The organism is Providencia sp., from assembly GCF_003533305.1.
GTDB lineage: Bacteria > Pseudomonadota > Gammaproteobacteria > Enterobacterales > Enterobacteriaceae > Providencia.
The window spans coordinates 43,166-68,907 of record NZ_DOEH01000015.1 but is presented as its reverse complement, the minus strand read 5'-3'; the positions used below and the strand labels follow the sequence as shown (position 1 = coordinate 68,907).

Sequence of the window (25,742 nt, the reverse complement as noted above, 5' to 3'; positions counted from 1 at the left end):
AATTATTTAGATGCGTTCTCGACGTAGTCAATCGCAGCCTGTACTGTTGTGATCTTTTCAGCTTCTTCGTCAGGGATTTCGCAATCGAACTCTTCTTCTAGAGCCATTACTAGCTCAACTGTGTCAAGAGAATCAGCGCCCAAGTCATCAACAAATGAAGCTGTATTTACAACTTCTTCCTCTTTAACACCCAGTTGTTCAACGATGATTTTCTTAACGCGTTCTTCGATAGTGCTCATACTATTAAAATTCCTATCAAAACTCGCTTTCGCGATGGTTTTCGTAGTTTATGAATACAGGAAAAGATACAACCCAATCCCGGCTGTGGAAACCATAATTTTGCATTATTTTGCGCTATATAACACTAATTAATGCAAATGGTTCCCTCATTTCTTTAGATCATATACATGCCGCCATTGACATGCAATGTTTCACCCGTAATGTAGGCCGCTTCATCAGAAGCTAAAAACGCTACAGCACTGGCAATTTCTTGTGCATCACCCAATCTATCTGCAGGAACCTGAGATAAAATGCCTGCACGCTGTTCTTCTGTCAACGCCTTAGTCATATCAGTTTCGATAAAACCAGGTGCTACTACATTGACAGTGATACCACGAGAAGCGACTTCACGTGCTAATGATTTACTAAAACCAATAAGCCCTGCTTTCGCTGCTGCGTAATTCGTTTGCCCTGCATTTCCCATAACACCGACAACTGATGCAATGGAAATAATACGTCCACAACGTTTTTTCATCATGGCACGCAAAACAGATTTAGACAAACGGTAAACGGATGAAAGGTTGGTGTCAATAATATCTTGCCACTCATCTTCTTTCATGCGCATCAATAGGTTATCACGTGTTATGCCCGCATTGTTAATCAAAATATCAATTTCACCAAATTCTTCACGAATTTTGGTCAAAGTTTCTGCAATTGACTCTGGCGAGGTCACGTCCAATGCAAAACCCTTCCCCTTACCATCAAGATAAGCGGTAATTGCTTGTGCACCATTTTCGCTTGTTGCTGTACCAATAACGGTCGCACCGCGAGCAATTAAAGTTAAAGCGATTGCTTTACCAATCCCGCGACTTGCACCCGTTACAAGGGCAATTTTTCCATCAAAGCTCATGTCGTCCTCAGATATTTTCTAAAGCAGTGTCTAATGATACAGGATCATTGACTGCTACGGCAGTTAAATTAGAGACAATCCGCTTGGTAAGACCAGTTAATACTTTGCCCGGTCCCATTTCAACAAGATGATCAACACCTTGTTCTGCCATTAACTCGACTGTTTGCGTCCAGCAGACTGGATTATACAGTTGACGGACCAAAGCATCACGAATATTTTTCGCTGATTGCTCCATTTTAACATCAACATTGTTGATCACTGGATAATCTGGCTCACAAAATTCAATTTTTTCTAATGTAATTGCTAATTTTTCAGCCGCTGGCTTCATTAATGCACAATGTGATGGCACGCTAACAGATAAAGGCAACGCACGTTTAGCGCCCGCTTCTTTACAGGCCGCAGCGGCGCGTTCAACAGCATCTTTTTCACCAGCAATAACAACTTGGCCTGGTGAATTAAAATTGACCGGCGCAACAACTTGTCCTTGAGCCGCATCTGCACAAGCTTTAGCAATCGAATCATTGTCTAAACCAATAATAGCGTACATAGCGCCAGTGCCTTGAGGAACTGCTTCTTGCATTAGTTTACCGCGTAATTCTACCAGTTTAATCGCTTCTTTGAAGTCGATAACACCTGCGCACACTAATGCAGAATACTCACCAAGGCTGTGACCTGCCATCATTACTGGCATTTTACCTTTTTTTTGCTGCCAAACACGGAAGATTGCCACAGATGCTGCTAATAACGCAGGCTGTGTCTGCCATGTTTTATTTAATTCTTCTTCTGGTCCATTTTGTACTAATGCCCAAAGATCGTAACCCAATGCATCTGATGCCTCTGCAAATGTTTGCTCAACTAGCGGATATTGCTCAGCTAATGATGCTAACATTCCAAGAGACTGAGAACCCTGTCCGGGAAATACCATAGCAAATTGTGTCATGTCTATTTTCTCAGTAAATTAAAAACGAACCAGCGCCGAACCCCACGTGAATCCACCACCAAATGCTTCTAATAGCACAAGTTGACCTCGCTGAATGCGACCATCACGCACAGCTTCATCAAAAGCTGTTGGGACTGATGCTGCAGAAGTATTACCGTGACGATCAAGTGTGACAACAACTTTATCCATTGTCATATCTAGTTTTTTGGCCGTCGCTGTAATAATTCTTAAATTAGCTTGATGTGGCACTAACCAATCAAGTTCTTCTTTTGCAATGCCACTCTCCGTTAGTGTTTCATCAACAATATGAGCGAGTTCGCGCACTGCAACTTTAAAAACTTCATTACCTGTCATTGTCAGGTAAGCAGGGTCATCAGAACAACGACTACGATTTGGTAGCGTTAATAGATCGCCATAGCGCCCATCAGCGTGTAAATGCGTTGAAATAATACCCGGTTCATTAGATTCACCAATCACAACCGCACCCGCTGCATCACCGAATAAAATAACAGTACCGCGGTCGTTTGGATCTAATGTTTTTGATAATGCATCTGCACCAATAACGAGTGCTTTTTTCGCCATACCGGTTTTAACGAATTGATCTGCAATACTTATTGCATAAGTAAAACCCGCACAGGCTGCTGCAATATCAAATGCAGCGCAATCATTAATACCGAGCATTTGTTGGACTTGGCAGGCTGCGCTTGGAAATGCATGAGTTGCAGATGTTGTGGCAACAATAATTAAACCAATTTCACTGCTATCAACGCCTGCCATTTCGAGTGCGTTTTTTGCAGCATGAAAGCCCATGTCGGAAACACTTTCGTTTTCCCCAGCAATTCTTCTTTCATGTATACCCGTGCGCGTTACAATCCACTCATCAGAAGTATCAACCATTTTTTCCAAGTCAGCATTGGTACGTACTTGCTCTGGCAAGTAACTGCCTGTTCCTAATATTTTACTGTGCATAGACATAGGTTATTGATCACTCCTGGGTAAAACAATATTTAGTCGAGCTGTTATTTTTTCAGGTACTTGTTTATCCGCCGCTTGTACCGCACGCTCAATTGCTGCTTTAAAAGCATGTTCGTTCGCTGCACCATGACTTTTGATAACAATACCATTCAATCCTAACAGAGTCGCACCATTATACTGGTCTGGATTCATATCCACAAAACGCTTCATTAAGCGTTTTTTTAACCATTTTTTTGCCAGTTGCATAAACCAACTGCTTTTTTTATTTTCATCGCCCGCTGACTTTAACAATGAAAGGATAACACGGATAACCCCTTCCATTGTCTTCAATGAGACGTTACCTGCGAAGCCGTCACACACTAATACATCGGTTTTACCTGTGAGCAATTCATTGCCTTCAACGTAACCAATATAATTAATCGACGCGGCTTGTTTTAATACTGCGGCGGCTTCGCGGATATTATCTAGTCCTTTACTTTCTTCTTCACCAATATTCAGTAAAGCGACTTTAGGGTTGTTGATATTGGCAATTTCTTCTGCCATAACCGAACCCATCACTGCAAACTGGACTAACATTTCACTACTACAATTCACGTTTGCACCTAAATCTAGGACAACCGTTTTACCTTTTTTCTGATTAGGCAATATTGTCATCAATGCAGGGCGTTCTATCCCTTCAATTGATTTTAACATCAATTTTGCCAAACCCATTAGCGCACCAGTGTTTCCTGCACTTACACAAGCTTGTGCCTGCCCTGTCTTTACCAACTCTAAGGCCACTCGCATCGATGTTCCTTTACTCTGCCTAATAGCGCTTGATGGCTTCGCATCGTTTGCTATGACGCCTTGTGCTGGAATAATTTCAATACGCGAAATTTGCTCGGCACTTTGTTGTGCAAGCAAGGGTTGAATGGCTTCGGGTTGACCGACAAGCAGTAATTTTAGTGCTGGATTAGATGCCAATGCCTGCAAAGCCGCAGGCACCGTGATGCGGGGACCAACATCCCCGCCCATAGCATCTAACGCAATGGTTAGATTGGCCAAGGTATCAACTTGTAAATTAAAAACTACTTGTTGATAACTTTACGGCCACGGTAATAACCATCTGCAGTCACATTGTGACGCAGGTGAGTTTCACCAGAGGTTTTATCTACAGAAACTAGGGTTGCAGTCAGTGCATCATGTGAACGACGCATACCGCGTTTTGAACGAGTTGGTTTATTCTGTTGTACGGCCATTGACCTTACTCCTTAAGTACTTTTCTTTAAACTGGCTAATACGGCAAATGGGTTTGGTTTTTCAGCCTCAGGAGGCAATTCACCAAACACCATGTCCGCTTCGGACACTTCACAGTGTTCAGAATCATGAACCGGAACAACTGGTAAGGAAAGAATTATTTCATCTTCTATCATTCCCAGCAAATCTATTTCACCAAATTCATCTACATGAACAGGTTCGTAGCATTCCGGTAATGCTTCGGCCTTTTCGTCATTGACGACAGGACTAAAACAATACGATATGTAGACATGGTGCTTAATATCTTTTCTGCAACGTTGGCATTCTAGCGTGACATCCACAGTGGAATGCCCTTCTATAACTGTCAAACGCTGATTATCAATTTTAAATGATAATTCGTTATCAACATCACTATCTACGCTAACTACTGACTCAGCAATACGAGTAACTTGCTCAGGCGTATAACTCCCAACATAGTCGAGGTTTTTCTGAGCTGTACGCTGTGCATCAATCGTTAGGGGTAATTTTACCTTTTGCATAAGGCGCGCATATTAACTTTCAAATGAACTATAGTCAAAGAAAAAGGCAATGTAATCTTGCCTTTTCACCAAAAAATCGCAGGTTTTGCGGTGTATAGTTTAAAATGAGTTATCCCTTTTGGCTATGAGTTTCGAGAAAAATTATGAAATCAATTATTTTGGCTTCCACTTCACCCTATCGCCAAGCCTTATTAAAAAAACTAGGCATACCATTTTTAACGGCTGCACCCGATATTGATGAATCCCCTATACTCCACGAATCTGCGCAAGCTTTAGTTACTCGTTTATCTCACGAAAAAGCCAATGCACTGGCTAAGCAATACCAACAGCATTTAATTATTGGCTCAGACCAAGTTTGTGTCATTAATGATCAAATTGTTGGTAAACCACACACCTTTGAAAATGCCTTTAAGCAGCTCAAAGCAGCATCCGGCAGCAAAGTGACTTTTTATACTGGTTTGTGCTTACTAGACACAGAGACAGGCAAATTTAACGTTCAATGTGAATTGTTTGATGTCTATTTTAGGCCATTAAGTGATGAAGAAATAACGCACTATCTCAATAAAGAAGCGCCATTCCAATGTGCAGGAAGTTTTAAATCTGAAGGATTAGGTATTGCTCTATTTGAACGATTGGATGGCCGCGATCCAAATACATTAATTGGCCTACCCATCATTTTACTACTCGAAATGTTACGTAAGCATGGCATAAACCCATTAAGCTAAATAAGCGTTAACGAGGATCTAACTGCTACTCCTCGTTAACGCAAATCAGATTAAATGCCGATTAATTTGCCTTACGTGCACGTAAGGCTTTCAAGCAATTGCTCAGTTTCACATCTAAAGGTGCTTGTATTTGCATTTCTTCACCTGTTTTAGGATGAGTGAAGCGCAATGAGCTGGCATGTAAAAATAGACGCTTTAAACCTGTATCAGCTAACTGACTATCAAATTGCTTGTCACCATAGCGGTCATCAAAAGCTATTGGATGCCCTGCATGTAAGGTATGTACACGAATCTGATGCGTTCTCCCCGTTACAGGGCTTGCTTTTATCAGTGTCACATTATCAAAACGCTCTTCGACTTTAAAACGTGTCTCAGAGGGCTTTCCTTCACTATTAACTCTGACAACTCTCTCACCACTTTGCAGAATGTTTTTTAATAATGGCGCTTGAATCACTTTGATATGTGATGGCCAGTTGCCACGCACCAATGCTAAATAATCTTTTTGCATTTGCTTGAGGCGTAATTGCTCATGTAATGCTCTTAATGCAGACCGTTTTTTTGCCACAAGTAAAATACCGGAGGTATCTCTATCTAAACGGTGAACTAATTCAAGAAAACGGGCTTCTGGTCGCAATGCTCGCAACCCTTCAATTACACCAAAACTTAAACCACTACCACCATGCACAGCGGTACCTGAAGGTTTATTGATCACTAAAATCGATTCATCTTCATACAATATGCAATCAGCTAAAGCAGCAACTTTATCCAATTTCGCTGAGACAGGCGCATTTTCACGCTCTGCAACTCTCACTGGCGGCACGCGAACTTGGTCACCATCTAGCAATTTATACTCAGGTTTAATCCGTCCTTTATTAACACGTACCTCACCCTTACGGATGATGCGATAAATCATGCTTTTAGGAACACCTTTTAGCCTTGCTAGCAAAAAGTTATCGATGCGTTGCCCTGCTTCGTCATCGCTAATATCAATAAAATGAACTTGGTTATCTGTTTTCATTAAGGAATGCGTTAACTCTAATTGATTAAAATTTTAATTGATTAAAAAATACTCGAACTCACTCTTTCTATCATACCTTTTTCGTAAATTTTTTTATCTTTTTTTTCAATTTGCTTACTTTCTGGCTGAATAATCCTATTTCTCAATAAAATTTCCATATAACTTACGTATCAACTTGCTATAATGCACATGGCAATGGAATAATAAGAAGTTGCCGAGATGTTTGAACACAAGAATTGGCACTAAAATAGATATATGCCCAAAATAATTCAAATTGCATGTAGGTATCGAGCGAAAATAGCCCGATAAGCATGGATAAATTATGTGGTTCAGGCAGTTGAGTGATGTACTATGTTTATAATAAACACCATTCAATTTGAAATATAATGGGTATTGAATTTGTTATTTGATGGCGTAACGATGCAGCAATGGCGTAAGACATTTAACAACATCAAATAAATTAGCGAGCAACGAATTTTAGCTTATTGGGTTAGGAACTTCCGTTTTTTATGAAAATTTACGGCATCCTGATTAAGAACGCTGAATTTTTAATCTAAGAATCAGGTTCACCGAATACTGCGCGTCTCTATACGAACGACTGCCGAGAGGCAGACGGCTTTGTAAAAATCATGAGGCCATCGGTTTACAGTAGCTCTTTTTTTCGCTGCTCTTTATTTATAAAGTAAAAAATAATGAGTAAGTAACAACATGAAAAGAATGCTAATAAACGCAACTCAACAAGAAGAGCTGCGTGTTGCCCTTGTTGACGGGCAACGTCTTTATGACTTGGATATTGAAAGCCCAGGTCATGAACAAAAAAAAGCCAACATTTACAAAGGTAAAATTACCCGTATCGAACCTAGCCTTGAAGCCGCTTTTGTTGATTATGGTGCTGAAAGACACGGTTTCCTCCCGATTAAAGAAATTGCCCGCGAATACTTTCCAAGCAACTATCACTCTCAAGGTCGCCCTAACATCAAAGATGTTTTAAAGGAAGGCCAAGAAGTTATTGTTCAAGTTGATAAAGAAGAACGTGGTAATAAAGGTGCGGCACTAACCACTTTTATTAGTTTGGCCGGTAGCTATTTAGTATTAATGCCAAACAATCCTCGTGCAGGCGGAATTTCACGTCGTATCGAAGGTGAAGATCGTACCGAACTTAAAGAAGCATTATCATGCTTAGAAATTCCAGAAGGTATGGGCCTTATCGTTCGTACTGCCGGTGTTGGTAAATCAGCTGAGTCTTTACAACAAGATTTGCTTTACCGTCTGCGCCATTGGGATGCTATCCAAAAAGCGGCTGAAAATCGTCCGGCGCCTTTCTTAATCCATCAAGAAAGTAACGTTATTGTACGTGCATTCCGCGATTATCTACGCCCTGATATTGGTGAAATCCTTATCGACAACCCGAAAGTTGTTGAAATGGCTCGTAACCACATTGAAGCCATTGGTCGTGGTGATTTTGCGAGCAAAATTAAACATTATAGTGGTGAAATACCGCTATTTAGCCACTACCAAATCGAATCTCAAATAGAGTCTGCATTCCAGCGTGAAGTGCGTTTACCTTCTGGTGGTGCGCTCGTTATTGACACAACTGAAGCATTAACGGCAATTGATATTAACTCCTCACGTTCTACGCGTGGCGGTGATATCGAAGAAACCGCGTTCAATACTAACCTAGAAGCCGCAGATGAAATTGCACGTCAATTACGTCTTCGTGACCTTGGTGGTCTAATTGTTATCGACTTTATTGATATGACGCCAGTTAGGCATCAACGTGAAGTTGAAAACCGTTTACGTGATGCCGTTCGACAAGACCGTGCTCGTATTCAAATTGCGCGTATCTCACGTTTCGGTTTGTTAGAAATGTCTCGTCAGCGTTTGAGCCCTTCTCTTGGTGAGTCAAGCCATCATGTGTGCCCACGCTGTACAGGGACAGGAACTATTCGTGATAACGAATCACTTTCTCTTTCTGTTCTTCGTTTAATTGAAGAAGAAGCACTAAAAGAAAATACGCATGAAGTTCATGCCATTGTTCCTGTGCAAGTCGCATCTTATTTACTTAATGAAAAACGCAAAGCAATCACTGAGATTGAACAACGTCAACATCAAGTACGTGTCATTATCGTCCCTAATGACCAAATGCTAACGCCTCACTACAATGTGATCCGTATTCGTAAAGGCGAAGAGATTAGTACGCTTAGCTATAACTTAGCGCAATACCATGAGTCGGAAACACTCAGCAATACTGACGACACAACCTCAGAACGTAAAGCGCCAGAACAACCGGCTATCTCAGCGTTTGCGCTACAAGAACCTGTTGAAGTTCCTGCACTTAAACCAAAAGAAGTCCCGGTTAAAGCGCCTACCCAAACAAGCGCTGATAAACCCGCTAAGCCAGGCCTATTTAGCAAAGTTGCGACCTTCTTTAAGAATCTTTTCGCTGAAGAAGAAAAAGTTGTCGAAGCGCCGGCGCCTACGCCACGACCAAGCAATAATGACCGTCGTCGTAATAATGATCGCAGAAATAATCGTCGCAATAATAATCGACGTGACCGCGATGACAGCACAGATAATCGTGACAACCGCGATAATCGCAATAACCGTAATACGCAGTCTGATGATGCAAATAATCGTAATAAAGGTAGAAACAACAGAAATACTGCTCAGCCAGAAGAGCAAGCGACAACTGAAACTGCCACTGTAGCTAATGATAATCAGCAGCAACGCCGTGACCCACGAGCTGATCGCCGCCGCCGTCAAGACGAAAAACGTCAACAACAAACGGCTAAAAATCAGCAAGAAGTTCAGCAAGACAGTGCTGTAACACCTGCGGTAAAAGAAGAAGATGAACAACGCCCAGCGGCGCAACGTCGCCAACGCCGTCAGTTAACACAAAAGATTCGTGTTACTGATAACGACCAAGCAGCAACATCTGTAGAGTCAACAACCGCTGCTGAACAACCAACAACAGTTGTGGCAAATACTACCGCTGCTTTACCGGCACCAACGCCTGCTATACAACATAAAGTAGTAAGCCATGATAATGACAATCAACAGGCTAATACTGTTACACAAAATAATGCACAACTTAATGATGAAAACCTGCAAGATAATAACGATCTAGTAGGCGATGATGAGAAGCAGGATACGATTATCCCACGCCGTTCACGTCGCTCTCCTCGTCACTTGCGCGTGAGTGGTCAGCGTCGTCGTCGTTTCCGTGATGAGCGTCATTTAAATAAATCTCCGATGCCATTATCAGGGGCTGTTGCTTCGCCAGAATTTGCTTCAGGTAAAGTATTCATTCGTTATCCAATTGTTCTGCCTCCACAAGAAAGCTTTGCAATTATTACAAATGAAGAAATGCTGGAACAACAAAACTCAGCTAACGCATCACTCGCCGAAACCGCTAAATTAGCTATATCAGTAGCAACTGAACAAGCGATTAATGTTGAAACTGAAACTAAGCCAGTAGAAATCATTGAAGCAGTTGAACATGTTGTGACAGAAGCTGTTATTTCTACAGTAGAAACAACTGAAACAGTAGCTGAAGAATCAACTCAAGCAGTAATTGAGCCCGTTATCGAAAGTACGGCTCCAATCACTCAGCCTATAGTTGAAGAACCTGTTTCTGTAGAAACGACACTTGCAGAAGTGAAAGAAGAAATAGTCGCTGAGCCTATCAATGTTATTGTTGAAGAAACTCAAGAAATAGTGACAGCTACTGAAACGCCTTCTGTTGTTATTGTTGAATCTATAGTTGTAGAACCTGTAGTCGTAGAGCCTGTCGTTACTGAATCGGTAGAGACTGAATCTATCGCGACTGTATCTCCTGTAACTGATGCTATAGCTGAAACTACAATTGAACTCGCAGTAGTAACTGAAACGATTGCTACAGTGCCTGCTGAGACGAAACCAACAATAGCGTCTGCAACTCAAAAAACTGCAAGGCAGTACAAATGTCATTCATCTTCACCAATGACAAAAGCACCTGCACCTGCGGCTGTTGAATCAACATTTGAGAGTAAAGAATATCAACGCGAAGCTTCTACTTTTGAAGGTAAAGGTGGTGCCGGTGGGCACGCAGCATCAAGTGTAGCCACTTCAGAAATGGCAAAACCAGCTAGTTTCTAACGATTACACTCAGTTGTTCAAAAGGCCTTGATGACATCATCGAGGCCTTTTTTATTGCTTAGAGATAATACAATCAACCCTCTATTATATAAATACCAATCCATTCCCTAGATAATTTGCATTGTAAATAAGCGGTAAGTAAGCAAATTTTAAAAATCTAGATAACCAAATGATTCAGAATAAAGATAAATAAAACCACTCTAATATATTTCCTAAATAGTTCGCGTTGTAGGTAGGCGGCAAGACGAAGCTATCTCGGGGAGCATACATAAGGATGAGACCTGAGTAGCTGAAGCGAAGCCAACACCTCAGCGACCCGAAATATGACAAGAACAGATATTCCCTAAGTAGTTCGAGTTGTAGGTAGGCGGCAAGACGAAGCTATCTTGGGGAGCATACATAAGTATGTGACCCGAGTAGCTGAAGCGAAGCCAACACCCCTACGGCTCGAAATATGACGGGAAGTTAGAACCAAGGAGCGGCAACCATAACCCCTCCATAAAACAGCGCTCTACCCGCCAGCTCGCCACTAAATACCGCCGCCATCATAATAATCAACACAATTTTATTACTTGCTGTTGGCTTTATCTGTTTATTTGCAATGATACATGGCAGCATCATACTCATAACTACTTGCCACCAAAGAAGATAGCTATCACCAAGGCTGTTTGGAATTTGTATGCGTATTATTTGCGAAACCAATACCAAGCCAACACCAATAAGTAGCCCTAATTTAATCACTTTTGATTGTTGCTTATTTTGTCCATTAACAAATAGGGTCATAAAGCAAAAACCAAGTAGTATTGCACTGCCGATAAAAGCAATTTGAGTCGCAGGTGAGTGCCACAATGGATGCGCTAACATCTGATAATAGACTTGAGCAGTCACGAATATTGCTGCAATACCCGCTATTGCGCTCATCAAACCTAAAATTTGATTACGTGTATTTTTAATTGGCTGTAGCCAACAGCAAAGCGCCCATAAGGTTATCAATCCATTCAATAAAATGAAGGTTATCGCTTCACGGCTTAGCCATGAATGGCTTAGACCTAATACTGAACGATAAGCTTCAAGTGGGACGCCTAAATGCCCCATTGACATTGACGATCCAATAACTTCAATCAGCCAGATAATAATGACTGCACTACGCAATGATTTTCCTGAAAGCGCTTGCTCTGCGGAGACACTGAACTGATATAATGTCAGCGCTAAAATGGCGCCAATTCCCCACTGGCTCATAACCGTAAAAAAGACTAGAGGAAGTTCCATATGTTTGATATCCATCATTAATCCTCCATACCAATAATCACAATATTTGGATTACTAATCGTGTGGTCAGGCATATTGTATTTTTGTTCCAGTACTGCCCAATTAGTCGTATGTTTTTTTCGTAGGACAGATATTTCACCGAACTCAATCGCACCTGTTGGACAAGACTCAACACATCGAGGTAACAAACCTTCATCAAGTCTCTCTGCACACATATTACACTTACTGGTTTTACCTTCAGCAGGGTCAAAAACAGGAGCATGGTATGGGCAAGCCATGATACACATTTGACAACCAATACATTTTTCATGATCTTGCACCACAATACCATCAGCACGCTTTGTATAAGTATCTGCTGGACAAACCTTTAAACACTGAGGATCATCGCAATGGTTACAAGACATAGTAATAAATGCCTGCGTATTCGGTGAATCCTGATTAAACTCTCGTACCCTACGCCATAGTACCCCTGGCGGTGTTACATTCTCAGACTTGCAAGCCATTGAACAAGTTTTACAGCCATAGCAGTCTTTGGTATTAATTAGAAATCCATATTGCTTAACCATGATTACACCTCCCTTCTCACATCAACCAAGGTGCTATTACAACAATGGCCTGTGCCTAAATGCTCCACTTGGTCATTAGTAACGTGGCTACTACTACCTCCTTGTTGTTCCCACCAACCGTTATCCAGTGATACAACCCCTTGTTTAATATGTGTAGTAACAACCGCGATTGCACGATGTTCACCACGGTCATTAAAAGCAACTGCCCATTCACCATTATTAATGTTTCTTTGTTTGGCATCTTCTGGGTGGATTAATACATTTGGTTGATTACGCTGCACTTCTAATATCCATTCATTCATACCATGGCTAGAGTGCACACTGCGTGCAAGCTTGCGTTGCACAGCCATCAATGGATATTTTTTGGCCAACTCCGGAGACCCTTTAATTGACTCTTTGACTTGATAATAAGCCACAATTGGCGAGAACTTTTTCTGCTGCCACTCTTCAATAAAAAAATGCGCTTTTTTAGTCGATGTTCTAAAAACACCCTCGTTGAATGGGATCCAATCGCCTTCAACAGGGCGAACAGGCCCTTTTTCTAACATCTGTCGAGTGATACCGGACCCTGCTAAACAGGCATCAATGTAATGCTCAATTGGCTGATTAAACACCTCACCGAATCCAAAACGCTCAGCTAATCGTGCAAAAATCCAATAATCAGGCTTCGCTTCACCAACCGGTTCAACGGCCTTTTCCATTAATTGAACATATTGGCTACGCACACCTGCCATTAAACTGATATCTTCAAAGATTGTTGTCACAGGGAGCACTAGGTCTGCATATAACGCAGTCGAACTCATCAAGTTATCGGCAACCACGACAAATGGTACCTTTTTCAAGGCTTCACGAACTTTATTCGTATTCGGTAGTTGCGTCATGACCCCCATTGTCATTACCCACCAAAAATTAATGGGATGCGGTTTATCGTTGACAATATAGTCACCGACCTTCGCAACAGGGATAGGCGTTATTTTTTTAGCATTTGGCGCTGGGGGAACAATTGGGCTGAAATTTGCCATTTGCCTCGCACCACCCGCATCACAAACACCTGCGCCACGTTTACCGATGTTTCCGGTTAACAAAGCAAGGTAGAACTGACTCGCCGCCACATATGCACCATGTTCAGTACGTTGTGCGCCAGACATATTTTGTACGATCATAGATGGAGTGATTGATGAATAATCACGTGCTAAGCGTACAATGGTTTCAACGGGGACATCTGTTTCTTGGCTAACTCGTTGCACATCCCAAGGCTTGGATGATTGATATATTTGTTCAAATACAGTTTGATAGCCTAAATTTTCTGGCAATTCATGTTGAAAAAGTGCCGCTTTAATACCCTGAGTATCATGACGTACTAGTTGTTGTTTAATGACATCAAACACCAAATAGCTATCTTTATCTTGAGCATCTTGCCTAACTTGATGTTGTTCTTTATCCACTAAATAAACAGCACCCGTACGTGCGCGTAAAAAATCTTCATCAATACGATTTTCTTCAATAATAATCTTAATCATACCTAGTGCTAATGCTGTGTCAGTACCTGGTATAATCGGTATCCACTCATCTGCTTTAGCCGCAGTTTCATTAAATCTCGGATCAATAACCACTAACCGAGCACCATTTTTTCTAGCTTGATTATAATTTTTAAAATAAGCCTGCATAGTTACCGCTGGGTTATTTCCCCAGCAAAGAATATAACGACTATCCGCTACGGTATCTCGTGTATCTGCATAACGTAAACCAACCATTGGGATCATCGCAGCAGTCACAGCAGAACAACATAAAGACCCCGCTTGTTTAGTTGAACCGCCTAAATAATCAAAAAATGCTTTTCCCATGTCATTCTTGATTGAGTCCATATTGCCAGCGTGTGTAGAGATAAATAACCCTTCATTACCAAACTTAGCAATAGTTTCTCTAATATTTTGTTCTATTAAATCAAGGGCTTCATCCCAACTGATAGGCTTAAAATCACCCACCCCCTTCTCGCCGACACGCAATAACGGTGTGGTAACTCTTTGGTCGTGATAAACCCATTTTGTCCGACTCATGCCTCTTAAACAGCATTTAACATTAAAACCTTCCGTCGCTTGCACCTTCATCAACTTACCTTGATAAGTGTAAGCGGTTAGATTGCAATGCAAACATTCCATCGCACAGGTGGAACGAAATGTTTTGTAGTCAGATAACTTGAGTCTTATTTTTATTAAGGGTTGGTTATTATTTACCTGGGAAAAAGAACATGGTGCGATCGTCGCCAAACCAACCACTCCTAGTCCTTTAAGTAAGGTTCGACGTTTAAGACGAAACTCATTTATTATTTTCATTATAGTAAACCTCGACATTGCTTTAATAAGTTCACCATATATATACTCCATACACAATTAGTAAACTTGAGAGAGATCAAAACAACACACTATTTACGGGTATAAAAGATGATGACCACAGAACTAAAAGCGATTTTTATGGAGATGTTAGCTGACGTTAGCGACTCGTGGTAAAATCAGCGGTCTTGTTAAAGCGAGGTTTATTTATGTCTACACTGCAAGGTGTTAATTCTGTTGATATTGCAATTAACATTTTAAATTTTATTGCTCAAAATGGCGGTATTGCTCGTGCTGCGGATATTTCTAAAGGATGTGAAATATCTAAAAGTCGATTACATAAATATCTCGTCTCTCTTTGTAGAACACAAATGCTCTATCAAGATATCCAGACAAGCCGTTATGGGCTAGGACGAAATATTTTATTATTATCGAGCTTTATTGAGGCTGATAATTCACATATCGATATTATTAATAACAGCTTAATAAACTTTCGTGACGAACAGAATGTTTCGACAGGGGTTGCTTCTCGATTAGGTAAAACTGTGTCACTAGTGAAATATAATCGCAGCTTTAAAAATGTTGATATCGATTATTTACCAAATACACCGTTACCTCTTGAAAAAAGTGCCGCAGGTATCATTTATTGTGCCTTTGATAAACAAATCAAACAGACCTTATTTTCATCCCAAGAGCTTGATACAGTAATACAGCAAGGTTACGCCATTCGCTATACACCAACAGAGGGTATTCCTGGTGCTCAATCAATTGCCTGCCCCGTTTTCAATAATCAAGGGGAATTAATCGCCGCAGCCATCACTATGGGCTTTATTGATAAAACTGATATGGAAGCACTTGCGAGTGCACTCATCAAGCAAGTTAAGACTATTGTTATTTAAGCTAATAATAAATACAAAGAAGAAAAACAAAGAAGCCGAGACTAACTCGGCTTCAAATAAACTAAATTGAAAAAAACGATTACCTATCGACTATTTAACGTCAATACGAGGTAATTCGCCCATCTCTTTTAATTTTTTAGAGATATCACGACGCTCTTTAGAAAGCTCAGCGTTTTTAATGATGTAATCATCAACACGATCGTCGTAGTCACTACGCATATTCGCAATAATAGCTTGAATATCGTCAATAGACATACCTGGTTTAATATACTCACTCAGGTTATCTAATAATAAAACTCGCTTTTGGTTATCGCGAATTTTTTTCTCATTGTCGGTAATTTCACGACGGATCTTATTTTTACGGCGAAACATACGCACAAATTCCAGTACATTTTGGAAAGACGGCTTGTTAGCGTTGTCCATGATTTAAAACCCTCTATTAAAATATTCAAAACGTGTTATCTATTAACACAATACCTTCGAATACCATCATGTTACAAGTCAGTTTCACATTTTTATTGATTTATAGCCATTATACTTCAAGTTACAGCGCTATCTATGTGCATTTACTGCCCAAATAATATGCTTAAAACCTCATTGCTTTATGCTTTGGTGACCAATGGGCTCTCAATATTATTGAGATTGGTTTTCGCACTTTTTTCATTTTCATTGCTATCAATTTTATCACTGCGTAGACAAAATGCGGATAATATTGTGGTTAAAACGACAAAACCACCCATAATTAAGTATGTATCTGCAAATCCAATTTTGTCATATCCCCAACCCGCCAGTGGTGACAAAATACTGGCAACAACAGAAGTAATGCAGCTAAAACCGACTAAATATAAAGTAGATGATAAACGCTTATCAAAATGACGGCTGTTATACTTAAAGATAGCAATTAAGAGAATAGGCAATTCAACGGCGTGTAAGAGTTTCATCGCTGAAATTAAAATTGGTCCTTCCACTAAACCTGAACCAATAACTCTTAATGCCATAATGCTACTAGCAAATAATAATCCATTTTTCGCACCAATTCGGTTTACAATAAACGGGGCTAAAAACATACCACCAGCCTCTAAGAAGACCTGTAATGAATTTAGATATCCGTACATCTCATTACCCATTTTTTCATCAGCAAACTGATGCGCAAAATAGACCATGAATTGCTGATCATAAACACTGTAAATACAAGTACCAAGTACAAACAAGATGAGCGCCCAGAAACGCGGCAATGCGAATAACTGTAAAGCATCTCCAATCGTAATCGCAGAAGGACTGCCATGCTCAAGGCTATTATAAGCATCTGTTTTTGCGGTTTTTAATCTCAATAATATAATTAGAAAGATGACACCCGAAATAGTAGCCATTATAAAATTATAATTTGGATCAATATTGATATTACGCCCAGCAAAGAAAGTGGCGACAGCCCAACCTAAAGATCCCCACATTCTGGCTTTGCCGTATTCAAAATCACGTAATCGGCTGACACGCTCGGTATAAGATTCAAGAACACCAATCCCCGCATGAAAGGTCATGCCAATGAACAACCCCCCCACTAAACTACCTATCACAATATTCCACTTTAATAATGAGCCAAATACCATAAAAAATGGACCAGAGGCAATCAGTAAAATTGCAATAAAAAGTAAAAGGTTTTTACGTAAACCTAATTTATCTTGTAAAAATCCATATAGTGGTTGTGCACATAATGCGATAATTGAGATACACGAAAAAATAACGCCAGTATCCGTTCCCTCTAAGCCAACATATTTACGTAACCAAATTGCAACAACTGAAAATGTTGATGACCAGGTGAAAAAGAAAAAAAACAACAACGCACTTAGTGAGGCATAATATTTTTTTGATTCACTATTCATGTTTTATCCGCCAACTAATAATAATCCTTGGCTTAATGTTAAGGTTAACATTAACTGTAAACTAGATATTTGCCTGCCATTTGCGATGTTACTCACAAATGTTAACGTTAACAATATCTATTTGAGACATTGGTCACACTATAAAATCACTTGATACTCTATTTAATATCGCCTCTGAATATCATCCATAATTAATTTGCTTAAACAAAATTATCAAACTTACTATTTTATAGAGTCTAGCAATAGAAATCCTAAATACATCAATTATTAATGATCCCGATTGCTATTCTTTGTTTGGTTTAGCTTTGTGTGTAGATAGGTTACTATTAAGCAACACTAACATAGAATATTAAAGCAATGCTCCCGAAGAATATGCGGTTACAAGATAGCATTTCATGCAATACAATATAAAACTACACGGTGGTTCACGTTGAAAGACAATAAAAAACAACCCTCATTTTTCATTCATGACTATGAAACTTTCGGTAAACGGCCTGCGCTGGATAGACCGGCTCAATTTGCAGGTGTACGTACTGACCTCGATTTCAATATCATCGATGAACCCGAAGTTTTCTATTGCGCACCATCAGATGACTATTTACCACAACCAGAAGCGGTAATGATCACGGGTATTACGCCACAAATTGCACTGGCACAAGGTGTAAACGAAGCTGAATTTGCGAAACGTGTTCATCAAGCATTCAGTGTGCCTAATACTTGTATCATGGGTTATAACAATATTCGTTTTGATGATGAAGTCACGCGTAATATTTTTTATCGCAATTTCTATGACCCATATGCCTATAGCTGGCAACAAGGTAACTCTCGATGGGATCTACTTGATACGCTTCGTGCCTGCTTTGCACTGCGTCCTGAAGGCATTAACTGGCCTGAAAACGAAGATGGGTTACCTAGTTTACGTCTTGAGCATTTAAGTAAGGCTAATGGCATTTTGCATGAAAATGCTCATGATGCGATGTCCGATGTTTTAGCCACGATCAACATGGCTAAATTACTGAAAGCAGCACAACCACGAATGTTTGATTATTTTTATCAACTACGAAATAAAAATAAAGTCAGTGAATTAATAGATATCGTTAATATGACTCCTCTGGTGCATGTTTCTGGCATGTTTGGCGCTTTACGCTCTTATGTGAGTTTAGTTGCTCCATTAGCATGGCATCCTGATAATCGTAATGCGGTCATCATGTGTGATTTATCCGCGGATTTATCCCCTTTAATTGAATTAAATGCACAAGAATTGCGCACTCGGCTTTATACACCTAAAGCAGAACTTGGGGACAAACTACCCGTTCCCGTTAAATTAGTGCAAATTAATAAATGCCCAATTTTAGCGCCCGAAAAAACATTGCGTCCTGAAGATGCAGAGCGTACAGGTTTAGATCGTGATTTATGTCTACGTAATTTAGAAGTTCTTCGCAAAGATCCAGAAATCCGTAATAAATTAATTGAGTTATTTAGTGTTGCACAAGAATTTGAAGAATCAAATGATGTAGACACACAAATTTATAGCGGCTTCTTTAGTACTTCCGATCGTTCTACGATGGATATTATTCGTGAAACATTACCGCAGAATTTGCCCGCTTTAGATCTTAGTTTTGAAGATAAGCGCATGAAAGAACTTTTCTTTCGCTATAAAGCACGTAACTTTCCAAACATCTTATCTTATGAAGAGCAACAACGCTGGTTACAACATCGTAGAGACTACTTTAACGAAGCTCGTTTAACCGAATATATGAAACAAATACAAATGCTACTTGTGGAACATCAGCAAGATGAAAAACGTTGCCAACAATTAAAGGCATTAGTAAATTACGCGACAGAGTTAGCAAGTTAGCTAAAATACTAAATAAAATGAAAATGGGCAGATAATCTGCCCATTTTTATAAGGAAGATGTTTTAATTAATGTTCACCAGAATGGCTATCACAGCCACAATCCCCTTCCCAATTCTTACGCTTAGTTGTTTTACCGAGACCAGGGTTCATGGTATTCGTCGGGTCAGCGTCTTTATAGAAAGATTTTAGTTGCGGCTGTGCTTTATATAAATGCCCAACGTTATGCTCTGCGGGATATTGCGCTCCACGCTCATCCAGTAGGGCTAACATTTTCTCTTTTAACTCTTTCGGGTTAACCCCTTTCTTTAAAACATAATCTTGATGCATTACATGGCACATAAAATGTCCGCAATAGAGTTTATGTACGAGCAGATCTTCTATTTCAGGTGGAAGTTGTTCAAACCACTGAGTGTCATTACGTCTAAGCGCAATATCCAGAGGCAAAACATCTTCAACATCTTTAGCATGAACAGCATGATAACGCACTGCTGAACCTGCGGCGGCGAAGCGATGTAAAAAGGCTTTAGCACCCTCTTCCGCTGTACATTCAAAATAACCACCATCCGCGCTGGCAAAGAATGCTTTTAGCCATACTTTAGCTTCATCAATACCATCACCTGCCATTTTTAACATTAAATGATGTTCATAGCGGTCACGAAACTCTTTCATACGAGGCGGTAAATGTGATGGCCATAATTTACTCAACAATTGCATTCCTCTATCCACTAAATTTGAGGGCAACAATGGCACTTTATTTAAAATTGCATCCAGACGACCTTTTATAGTGAAAAACATTGGCATTTTATCGGTGCCAAATTTATCAATCATTAAAAAGGTATCTTTACCGTAAATTTCGGCAATATCAAAACAACCGCGATGCATATACTCACCCGCTACAGGTAAGTTTTTAAATTCACTCAATATATGACGACGAATATCCTCTAACACATCAGGATTATTGGAACCAATATAAAAGACTTGTGTGGATTTATCTGCGGGGAATGTATCTAAGCGCACAGCAAAAACAGCCAATTTACCCGCACAACCTGACGCTTCAAATAAACGTCGCTCATCTGCATTAAAACGTGACGGTGTATCCGCATCAACGTCTCGCACTCGCTGCGCATATTCATGGTCAGATGCCAATTTTTCACTTACTTGTACATCTTCACTACCGTAAGCTCGGTTTTGTAAATTATTTAATATTGCTTCCGGTGTTTCACCTAGATCAATCCCTAGATGATTAATCAGCTCAACTTTGCCTTCATCATTTACACGCCCATACAGCGCTAATTCTGTATAAGCAGGCCCACGGCGTACTAACGAGCCACCTGAGCTATTACAGATACCACCAACAACAGAAGCACCAATACAAGATGAACCAATTAAAGAATGAGGCTCTCGGCCTAAAGGTTTTAATATTTTTTCTAAGTCATATAAGGTACTACCGGGCATTGCCACCACCTGATTAAACTCAGGTAGCACTTGAATTTGGTTTAGTCTTAGCGTGCTGATAATCACAATATCGCGATCATAATCATAACCACTTGGCGTTGAGCCCTCTGTTAACCCTGTATTAGCCGCTTGCATCAAAACAATTTTATCTGCCTCAACACAAGCTTTGAATACATACCACTGCTCCAACAATGTGGTCGGAAAAACTACCGCTATCGCATCACCAACCCCAGAACGAAAGCCTTTACGATAACGTTCTGTTTTATGAGGCTCAGTGAGAATATTTTTTTTGCCAACAATGTTCCTGAGTGTGAGTAGTAATCGTTGATTCTCAGGGCTTTTTGTATCTGTCATTTACTCATCTTCCTATACACAAAGTTGTGCTGTCATTAGATATAACAACAATATCACATAATATTAGTGTATTAGTAGGTTATTACGTTTCCTTAAACTTGGCATTAAGGAAAGAGAAAACAGCGATATATTGCTAAACGTTGATTGAGGACGATAAAATATCTATCTAGCGGTTGTTGCCATAACTTTATACAAAGGTAACGCATAATTTCAGTTGGAATGGAAAAATCGTAGCGCTATTTTTGTGGTAATGCCACGTGCAATAACGCTACTGACCTATTTTACTCACCAAAAGTTAAATTATATCCATGTTGATCCATTAACTTTTGATCTTTACTAAAACCCATTTTGGCACGTGTCCCACCCAGCAGTTCTTTATGTCGGAATATCTCTGCTGCTCGGTCAGCCAAATAACTATCTTCTGGTGCTAATTCCAATCCGCGCTCTAACCAAACTTTAGCCAAATAGCTATTTCGGGTACACCCAGCGCCCAAATGAAACGCCAAAGCATAATAGCCGGCAGCAAACACTTGGTTTTCCACACTTTCATCATTCCATAAAGCGGGTAATACGGTATCAAGACACAACAGCATATCATCTTGAATATCACCAAATATCAATAAGGTCGCGAGCCTATGTGCTGAACGTTCCCAAACATCTCGCCGTACATTGGATGTATTCATTGCATTGAGTAATAATTTTTTCGTTTGCTGATACTGCTCTGGACTCAACTCTTCATTATCTTCAAGAATCCCATAAGCTAAATTATATTGGCTAGTCGCATCACCACCGTTTGCAGCGCGTTCCATCCAATACGTTCGCAACGCATTATCTTTATAGGTATTGATATCACGATCGTTCTGACGTGATAATACCCCTGCATATACGTCTGATAACGTTGCCATTGCTGAAATATCGCCCCATTCACAGGCTTGCTGCAATAGGTAAATTGCCGCGTCTTCAGATTGAGAGCCAAATAAATTAGCGGCGGCTTGCCCCACATCAAGATCTTCCGCATCTAAAAATTTAGCTTGAGCCATTAGTGCCTGATGATCGAATTGTCCCTTCGAAATACCATATAGTCCAAACTTACTGGCTACTGCGGCCAGAATGACAGCATATTTATCATCACCCAACAGCTGTAATCGCTCCAACCATTGAGGTAATAAATTATAACTATCATTAATATGCGCGAAATTAATGCAGCTCATCAATGTATCTAATCCCATTTGAGGGTTAGCCATGGCTGGACTTATTTGCCATGCTTTTACTAATAGTTCATAACAAAGCTGCATTTTTTCTACTTGCCAAACGCCATCTTGTTTTCCGTAATGTGCACGGAAATTGGCATATTGATACAGTACACGAGCACGCTGTTCCTCGGCTAAATCCAACGCTAATAACTGTTCAAATGCATCACAACAATATTCAATTTCATCATGGTCTTCTTGTTCGGGAAAATAGATAGAATAACCAAGGAAATCCCAAGCTTTAGTGATCCACAAAATATTACGCTCTTGCTCACTCAATGTTTCACATACAGCCCCTTCGATAAACTCTGCCATTTGTTCATGGCTACCACCCCAGCGCGGGTAAAGGAAGTAAAGGTACTCATTGCGAATGCCAACATCTTGAGAGCGAATAGCTAAAGTCGCATTCAACCAATATGTTTTAACTTCATCTGTTTCACGAACAGGAAGGTTACTAGGTAACTCTTGAGGAATAAACGCTAAGTCGCCACCTTCATCGAGTAAACGACGCAAACCAGCACGCCATATTTCGGGGTCAATATCATTTTGCAATTGCACATAAGTATATGGCTCACGACCATAAGCTAAGTCGTATAGCCATTGTGGTTCTCCGAGATAAGCAGTTAAGCGCATCATTCGGCGCAATGCATAAGCAGGACGCTCATGTAATGATATTGCGCGCAAATAGGATACTAACCCTAAATCTCGAGCAAGTTGAGCTCCAATCCAGCGGTCATCACTTACATATTCTCCCCCATTAGAGGTTCGAATACGTGCCGCTGCAGCTTCCCAATAACAACCCTGAAGTAAATACCCATGATAGGACGTTGGATTACTTTTGATCCAAGTATCTAAATGAGAAAGTATATCAGCCGCAATCTTTGTTGGGTCAAGTAAATCACTAATAAACCATTCATAATCAAATGGTTCAGATGATTTTTCTAGCCATTGCTGCTGCATATTATTCAGCAATAGATCAAGCTGTTCAAATTGATGGGAAGCCAGTAATGAACGCAAATAGTTACGTTTTTCGATGTATGACTCTATAGAGCTGATTGCAGATGACATTTTATGCCAATTTCCTTATTCCTTTAACTCAAATAGCACTATCAGTGCATCAATAAGGTAATATTAATTTTGTATAACAATAACATAGCGTTTAAAAATTAAAATAAGAATTAAGGAATAGATCTTATATAAATTTGAAGGATTGAAGGATTGAAGGGTTGAAGGATTGAAGGGTTGGGCAGTTATAAATTAGAAGTAAAAAACCCTAAAGATTTAAGTTTAATATATAAATATTTCCTCTAAATAATTCATGTTGTAGCAAGGCGGCAAAGCGAGCTAGACCCTAGGAGCATACACAAGTATGTGACTAGGGATAGCAAGCGAAGTCAACGCCGATACAACGTGAAGTATGACGAGGAAATTGCGGCAAAGCGAGCTAGACCCTAGAAGCACTAGGGCTAGCAAGCGAAGCTAACGCCGATACAACGTGAAGTATAACGAGAAAATTTAGACGTCACTCATCTGAGGCATAGGCCTTTTAAACATCCGGGTCAAAATAGCCATATAAATAAGGCCGACCGCTGTCCAAATTAAACCATATACCATCGAATCTTCTTCGATATTAAGCCATAGCACACAAACAGTGAGTGTGCCTATTATTGGTAAAATCAAATAGTTGAAGATATTTTTAAAACCTTGAGTACGTCGTTCTCGGATAAAAAACTGACTGATAACAGAGATATTTACAAAGGTAAACGCAATCAATGCACCAAAGTTAATCAATGCGGTTGCAAAATCCATCTCAAACCAGATAGCACCGAGCGCTAATACACCAACTAACAAAACATTATAAGCCGGTGTACGCCATTTAGGACTTACATAGCCAAATATTTTCTCTGGGAATACGCCATCACGACCCATAACATACATCAAGCGTGCACTACCTGCATGCGCTGCCATGCCTGATGCCAACACAGTAACACATGAGAATACTAAGATGATTGACTGGAAGAATGTACCCGCCACAAATCGCATAATATCAGGCTGTGTCTCATTAATATTCTTGAAACGTGATACATCAGGGAAATACTGCTGCAAGAAAAACGAAACAGTAATAAAGATAACACCACCAATAAGCGCCGTTAAGAAAATAGCGCGTGGGATCACTTTACCTGCATTCGGCGTTTCTTCTGAGAGCGAGCTTAATCCATCAAAACCTAAGAATGAAAAACATAAAATAGTTGCACCAGCAATCAGCGGGATCATTTCTGTTTTTTCATTACCGAATGGATTGAAAGTCCATATTTCTCCCGTACCCTCGCCACTACTTACACCGTGGATCACAAGGCCAGTAAAGACGACCATTACCCCAACTTGTATAATTGCAATAATAGTACTGAGATTTGCAATCACATTAATACCGCGTAAGTTTGCTGCTGTCATGATAATGACCAGACCGACCACAAATATCGCAGGTTCAACTGTTGGGAAAATGTCTTGTAAATAAATCTTCGCCAATAAGATGTTTATCATTGGCATAAATATATAGGACAGCAAAGATGTCCAGCCCACTAAAAAGCCTATATGAGGGCTCATTGATTTTTGGGCATAAGTATAGGCTGAACCCGCAGATGGGAAACGTTTCACCAATTTGCCGTAGCTCAGTGCTGTAAACAGTATCGCAGCAAGTGCAATAATGTATGAAGTTGGGACGTGTCCACCCGTTTTATCCGATACCATACCGAAAGTATCAAATATTGTCATCGGCTGGATATAGGCGATACCAATCATCACGACTTGCAGCAAAGTCAGTGTTTTTGCAAGCTGTACGCGGTTATTCGCACCCGTTTGGTTAGGGCCGATAGATAAAGGTATTGAGCTATTTGGCATGTCTAAGCCCTCCCATAACTGTCGATTGAGTCTTAAATATTTGACTCAATCGATAGCTACTGGGAAGACTTTGCATCTGCCTATAGGCAGAAAAGAATGAAGGAAGATAAAACGGCAGGCGAGCGAAGGCGCTAATAGCCCCATAGTCATCAATACGGCAGCGACGACCAGTAGGTCCTGCTGCTAATGCGAAAAAGTAACCCATAAAAGCATTCCTCAAATCGGTAGCATTACATTTTAGCTACACAAAAATATAAAAATTATCTATCCGGTCTATTAACCGG

The 25,742-nt window shown here is 40.2% G+C and carries 21 protein-coding genes; 4 read left to right on the top strand and 17 right to left on the bottom strand.

Annotation, left to right across the window (positions count from 1 at the left end; translation table 11 throughout):
- Positions 1–2 precede the first annotated feature (2 nt).
- The 7 genes from acpP to yceD all read right to left on the bottom strand — a co-directional run bounded on the left by acpP (position 3) and on the right by yceD (position 4,819).
- Positions 3–239 carry an acyl carrier protein gene (gene acpP, locus DD649_RS07695; RefSeq protein ID WP_004253236.1) on the bottom strand — a complete coding sequence of 79 codons (237 nt, stop codon included), beginning with the start codon at positions 237–239 and terminating at the stop codon, positions 3–5.
- A gap of 155 nt (positions 240–394) precedes the next feature.
- Positions 395–1,129, bottom strand: a complete 735-nt coding sequence (gene fabG, locus DD649_RS07690) for a 3-oxoacyl-ACP reductase FabG (protein WP_294105391.1) — start codon at positions 1,127–1,129, stop codon at positions 395–397.
- 7 nt (positions 1,130–1,136) lie between these two features.
- Entirely contained in the window at positions 1,137–2,069 is a 933-nt protein-coding gene (gene fabD, locus DD649_RS07685) for an ACP S-malonyltransferase (protein WP_336429813.1), read from the bottom strand.
- Positions 2,070–2,087: 18 nt separating this feature from the next.
- Positions 2,088–3,038 (bottom strand): beta-ketoacyl-ACP synthase III, encoded by a 951-nt coding sequence (locus DD649_RS07680; RefSeq protein ID WP_294106180.1) that lies wholly within the window; start codon positions 3,036–3,038, stop codon positions 2,088–2,090.
- Positions 3,039–3,047: 9 nt separating this feature from the next.
- On the bottom strand, positions 3,048–4,088 hold the full coding sequence (gene plsX, locus DD649_RS07675) for a phosphate acyltransferase PlsX (protein WP_294105389.1): 1,041 nt from the start codon (positions 4,086–4,088) through the stop codon (positions 3,048–3,050).
- A 23-nt stretch (positions 4,089–4,111) separates the two neighbouring features.
- Positions 4,112–4,282, bottom strand: coding sequence for a 50S ribosomal protein L32 (gene rpmF / locus DD649_RS07670; protein WP_068444665.1), 171 nt, complete (start codon positions 4,280–4,282; stop codon positions 4,112–4,114).
- Between the two features lie 12 nt (positions 4,283–4,294).
- On the bottom strand, positions 4,295–4,819 hold the full coding sequence (gene yceD / locus DD649_RS07665) for a 23S rRNA accumulation protein YceD (protein ID WP_294105369.1): 525 nt from the start codon (positions 4,817–4,819) through the stop codon (positions 4,295–4,297).
- A gap of 143 nt (positions 4,820–4,962) precedes the next feature.
- On the opposite strand from yceD, the gene DD649_RS07660 reads away from it, so the two are divergent.
- Positions 4,963–5,544 (top strand): nucleoside triphosphate pyrophosphatase, encoded by a 582-nt coding sequence (locus DD649_RS07660; RefSeq protein WP_294105367.1) that lies wholly within the window; start codon positions 4,963–4,965, stop codon positions 5,542–5,544.
- Positions 5,545–5,605: 61 nt separating this feature from the next.
- On the opposite strand, the gene rluC is transcribed toward DD649_RS07660, so the two are convergent.
- Positions 5,606–6,562 (bottom strand): 23S rRNA pseudouridine(955/2504/2580) synthase RluC, encoded by a 957-nt coding sequence (gene rluC / locus DD649_RS07655; protein ID WP_294105365.1) that lies wholly within the window; start codon positions 6,560–6,562, stop codon positions 5,606–5,608.
- A gap of 708 nt (positions 6,563–7,270) precedes the next feature.
- On the opposite strand from rluC, the gene rne reads away from it, so the two are divergent.
- Positions 7,271–10,699 carry a ribonuclease E gene (rne, locus tag DD649_RS07650; protein ID WP_294105362.1) on the top strand — a complete coding sequence of 1,143 codons (3,429 nt, stop codon included), beginning with the start codon at positions 7,271–7,273 and terminating at the stop codon, positions 10,697–10,699.
- Positions 10,700–11,164: 465 nt separating this feature from the next.
- Here rne and DD649_RS07645 read toward each other — a convergent pair whose 3' ends face one another.
- The 3 genes from DD649_RS07645 to DD649_RS07635 are packed head-to-tail and all read right to left on the bottom strand — an operon-like array spanning position 11,165 to position 14,867.
- On the bottom strand, positions 11,165–11,986 hold the full coding sequence (locus DD649_RS07645) for a DmsC/YnfH family molybdoenzyme membrane anchor subunit (protein WP_294105359.1): 822 nt from the start codon (positions 11,984–11,986) through the stop codon (positions 11,165–11,167).
- On the bottom strand, positions 11,986–12,534 hold the full coding sequence (locus DD649_RS07640; protein ID WP_294105356.1) for a 4Fe-4S dicluster domain-containing protein: 549 nt from the start codon (positions 12,532–12,534) through the stop codon (positions 11,986–11,988). The genes DD649_RS07645 and DD649_RS07640 overlap by 1 nt, the downstream gene beginning before the upstream one ends.
- Positions 12,535–12,536: 2 nt before the next feature.
- On the bottom strand, positions 12,537–14,867 hold the full coding sequence (locus DD649_RS07635) for a molybdopterin-dependent oxidoreductase (protein WP_294105354.1): 2,331 nt from the start codon (positions 14,865–14,867) through the stop codon (positions 12,537–12,539).
- A 206-nt stretch (positions 14,868–15,073) separates the two neighbouring features.
- On the opposite strand from DD649_RS07635, the gene DD649_RS07630 reads away from it, so the two are divergent.
- On the top strand, positions 15,074–15,763 hold the full coding sequence (locus DD649_RS07630) for a helix-turn-helix domain-containing protein (protein ID WP_294105351.1): 690 nt from the start codon (positions 15,074–15,076) through the stop codon (positions 15,761–15,763).
- Positions 15,764–15,853: 90 nt separating this feature from the next.
- On the opposite strand, the gene tmaR is transcribed toward DD649_RS07630, so the two are convergent.
- Positions 15,854–16,186 carry a PTS system regulator TmaR gene (gene tmaR / locus DD649_RS07625; protein WP_294105349.1) on the bottom strand — a complete coding sequence of 111 codons (333 nt, stop codon included), beginning with the start codon at positions 16,184–16,186 and terminating at the stop codon, positions 15,854–15,856.
- A gap of 179 nt (positions 16,187–16,365) precedes the next feature.
- Positions 16,366–17,643: an MFS transporter gene (locus tag DD649_RS07620; RefSeq protein ID WP_294105346.1), complete on the bottom strand. Its 1,278-nt coding sequence runs from the start codon at positions 17,641–17,643 to the stop codon at positions 16,366–16,368.
- A gap of 430 nt (positions 17,644–18,073) precedes the next feature.
- Between DD649_RS07620 and sbcB the strand changes: the two genes are divergently transcribed.
- Positions 18,074–19,501 (top strand): exodeoxyribonuclease I, encoded by a 1,428-nt coding sequence (gene sbcB, locus DD649_RS07615; RefSeq protein ID WP_294105344.1) that lies wholly within the window; start codon positions 18,074–18,076, stop codon positions 19,499–19,501.
- 66 nt (positions 19,502–19,567) lie between these two features.
- Here the strand turns inward: sbcB and dld are convergent, their stop codons facing one another.
- The 4 genes from dld to DD649_RS07595 form a co-directional block, all read right to left on the bottom strand.
- Entirely contained in the window at positions 19,568–21,310 is a 1,743-nt protein-coding gene (gene dld, locus DD649_RS07610; RefSeq protein ID WP_294105342.1) for a D-lactate dehydrogenase, read from the bottom strand.
- 281 nt (positions 21,311–21,591) lie between these two features.
- Positions 21,592–23,628 (bottom strand): DUF4034 domain-containing protein, encoded by a 2,037-nt coding sequence (locus tag DD649_RS07605; protein ID WP_294105340.1) that lies wholly within the window; start codon positions 23,626–23,628, stop codon positions 21,592–21,594.
- 447 nt (positions 23,629–24,075) lie between these two features.
- On the bottom strand, positions 24,076–25,458 hold the full coding sequence (locus DD649_RS07600) for an APC family permease (RefSeq protein WP_294105339.1): 1,383 nt from the start codon (positions 25,456–25,458) through the stop codon (positions 24,076–24,078).
- A complete protein-coding gene (locus tag DD649_RS07595; RefSeq protein WP_294105338.1) occupies positions 25,448–25,663 on the bottom strand; it encodes a hypothetical protein in 216 nt (71 codons plus the stop codon). The genes DD649_RS07600 and DD649_RS07595 overlap by 11 nt, the downstream gene beginning before the upstream one ends.
- Between the last annotated feature and the right edge of the window lie 79 nt (positions 25,664–25,742).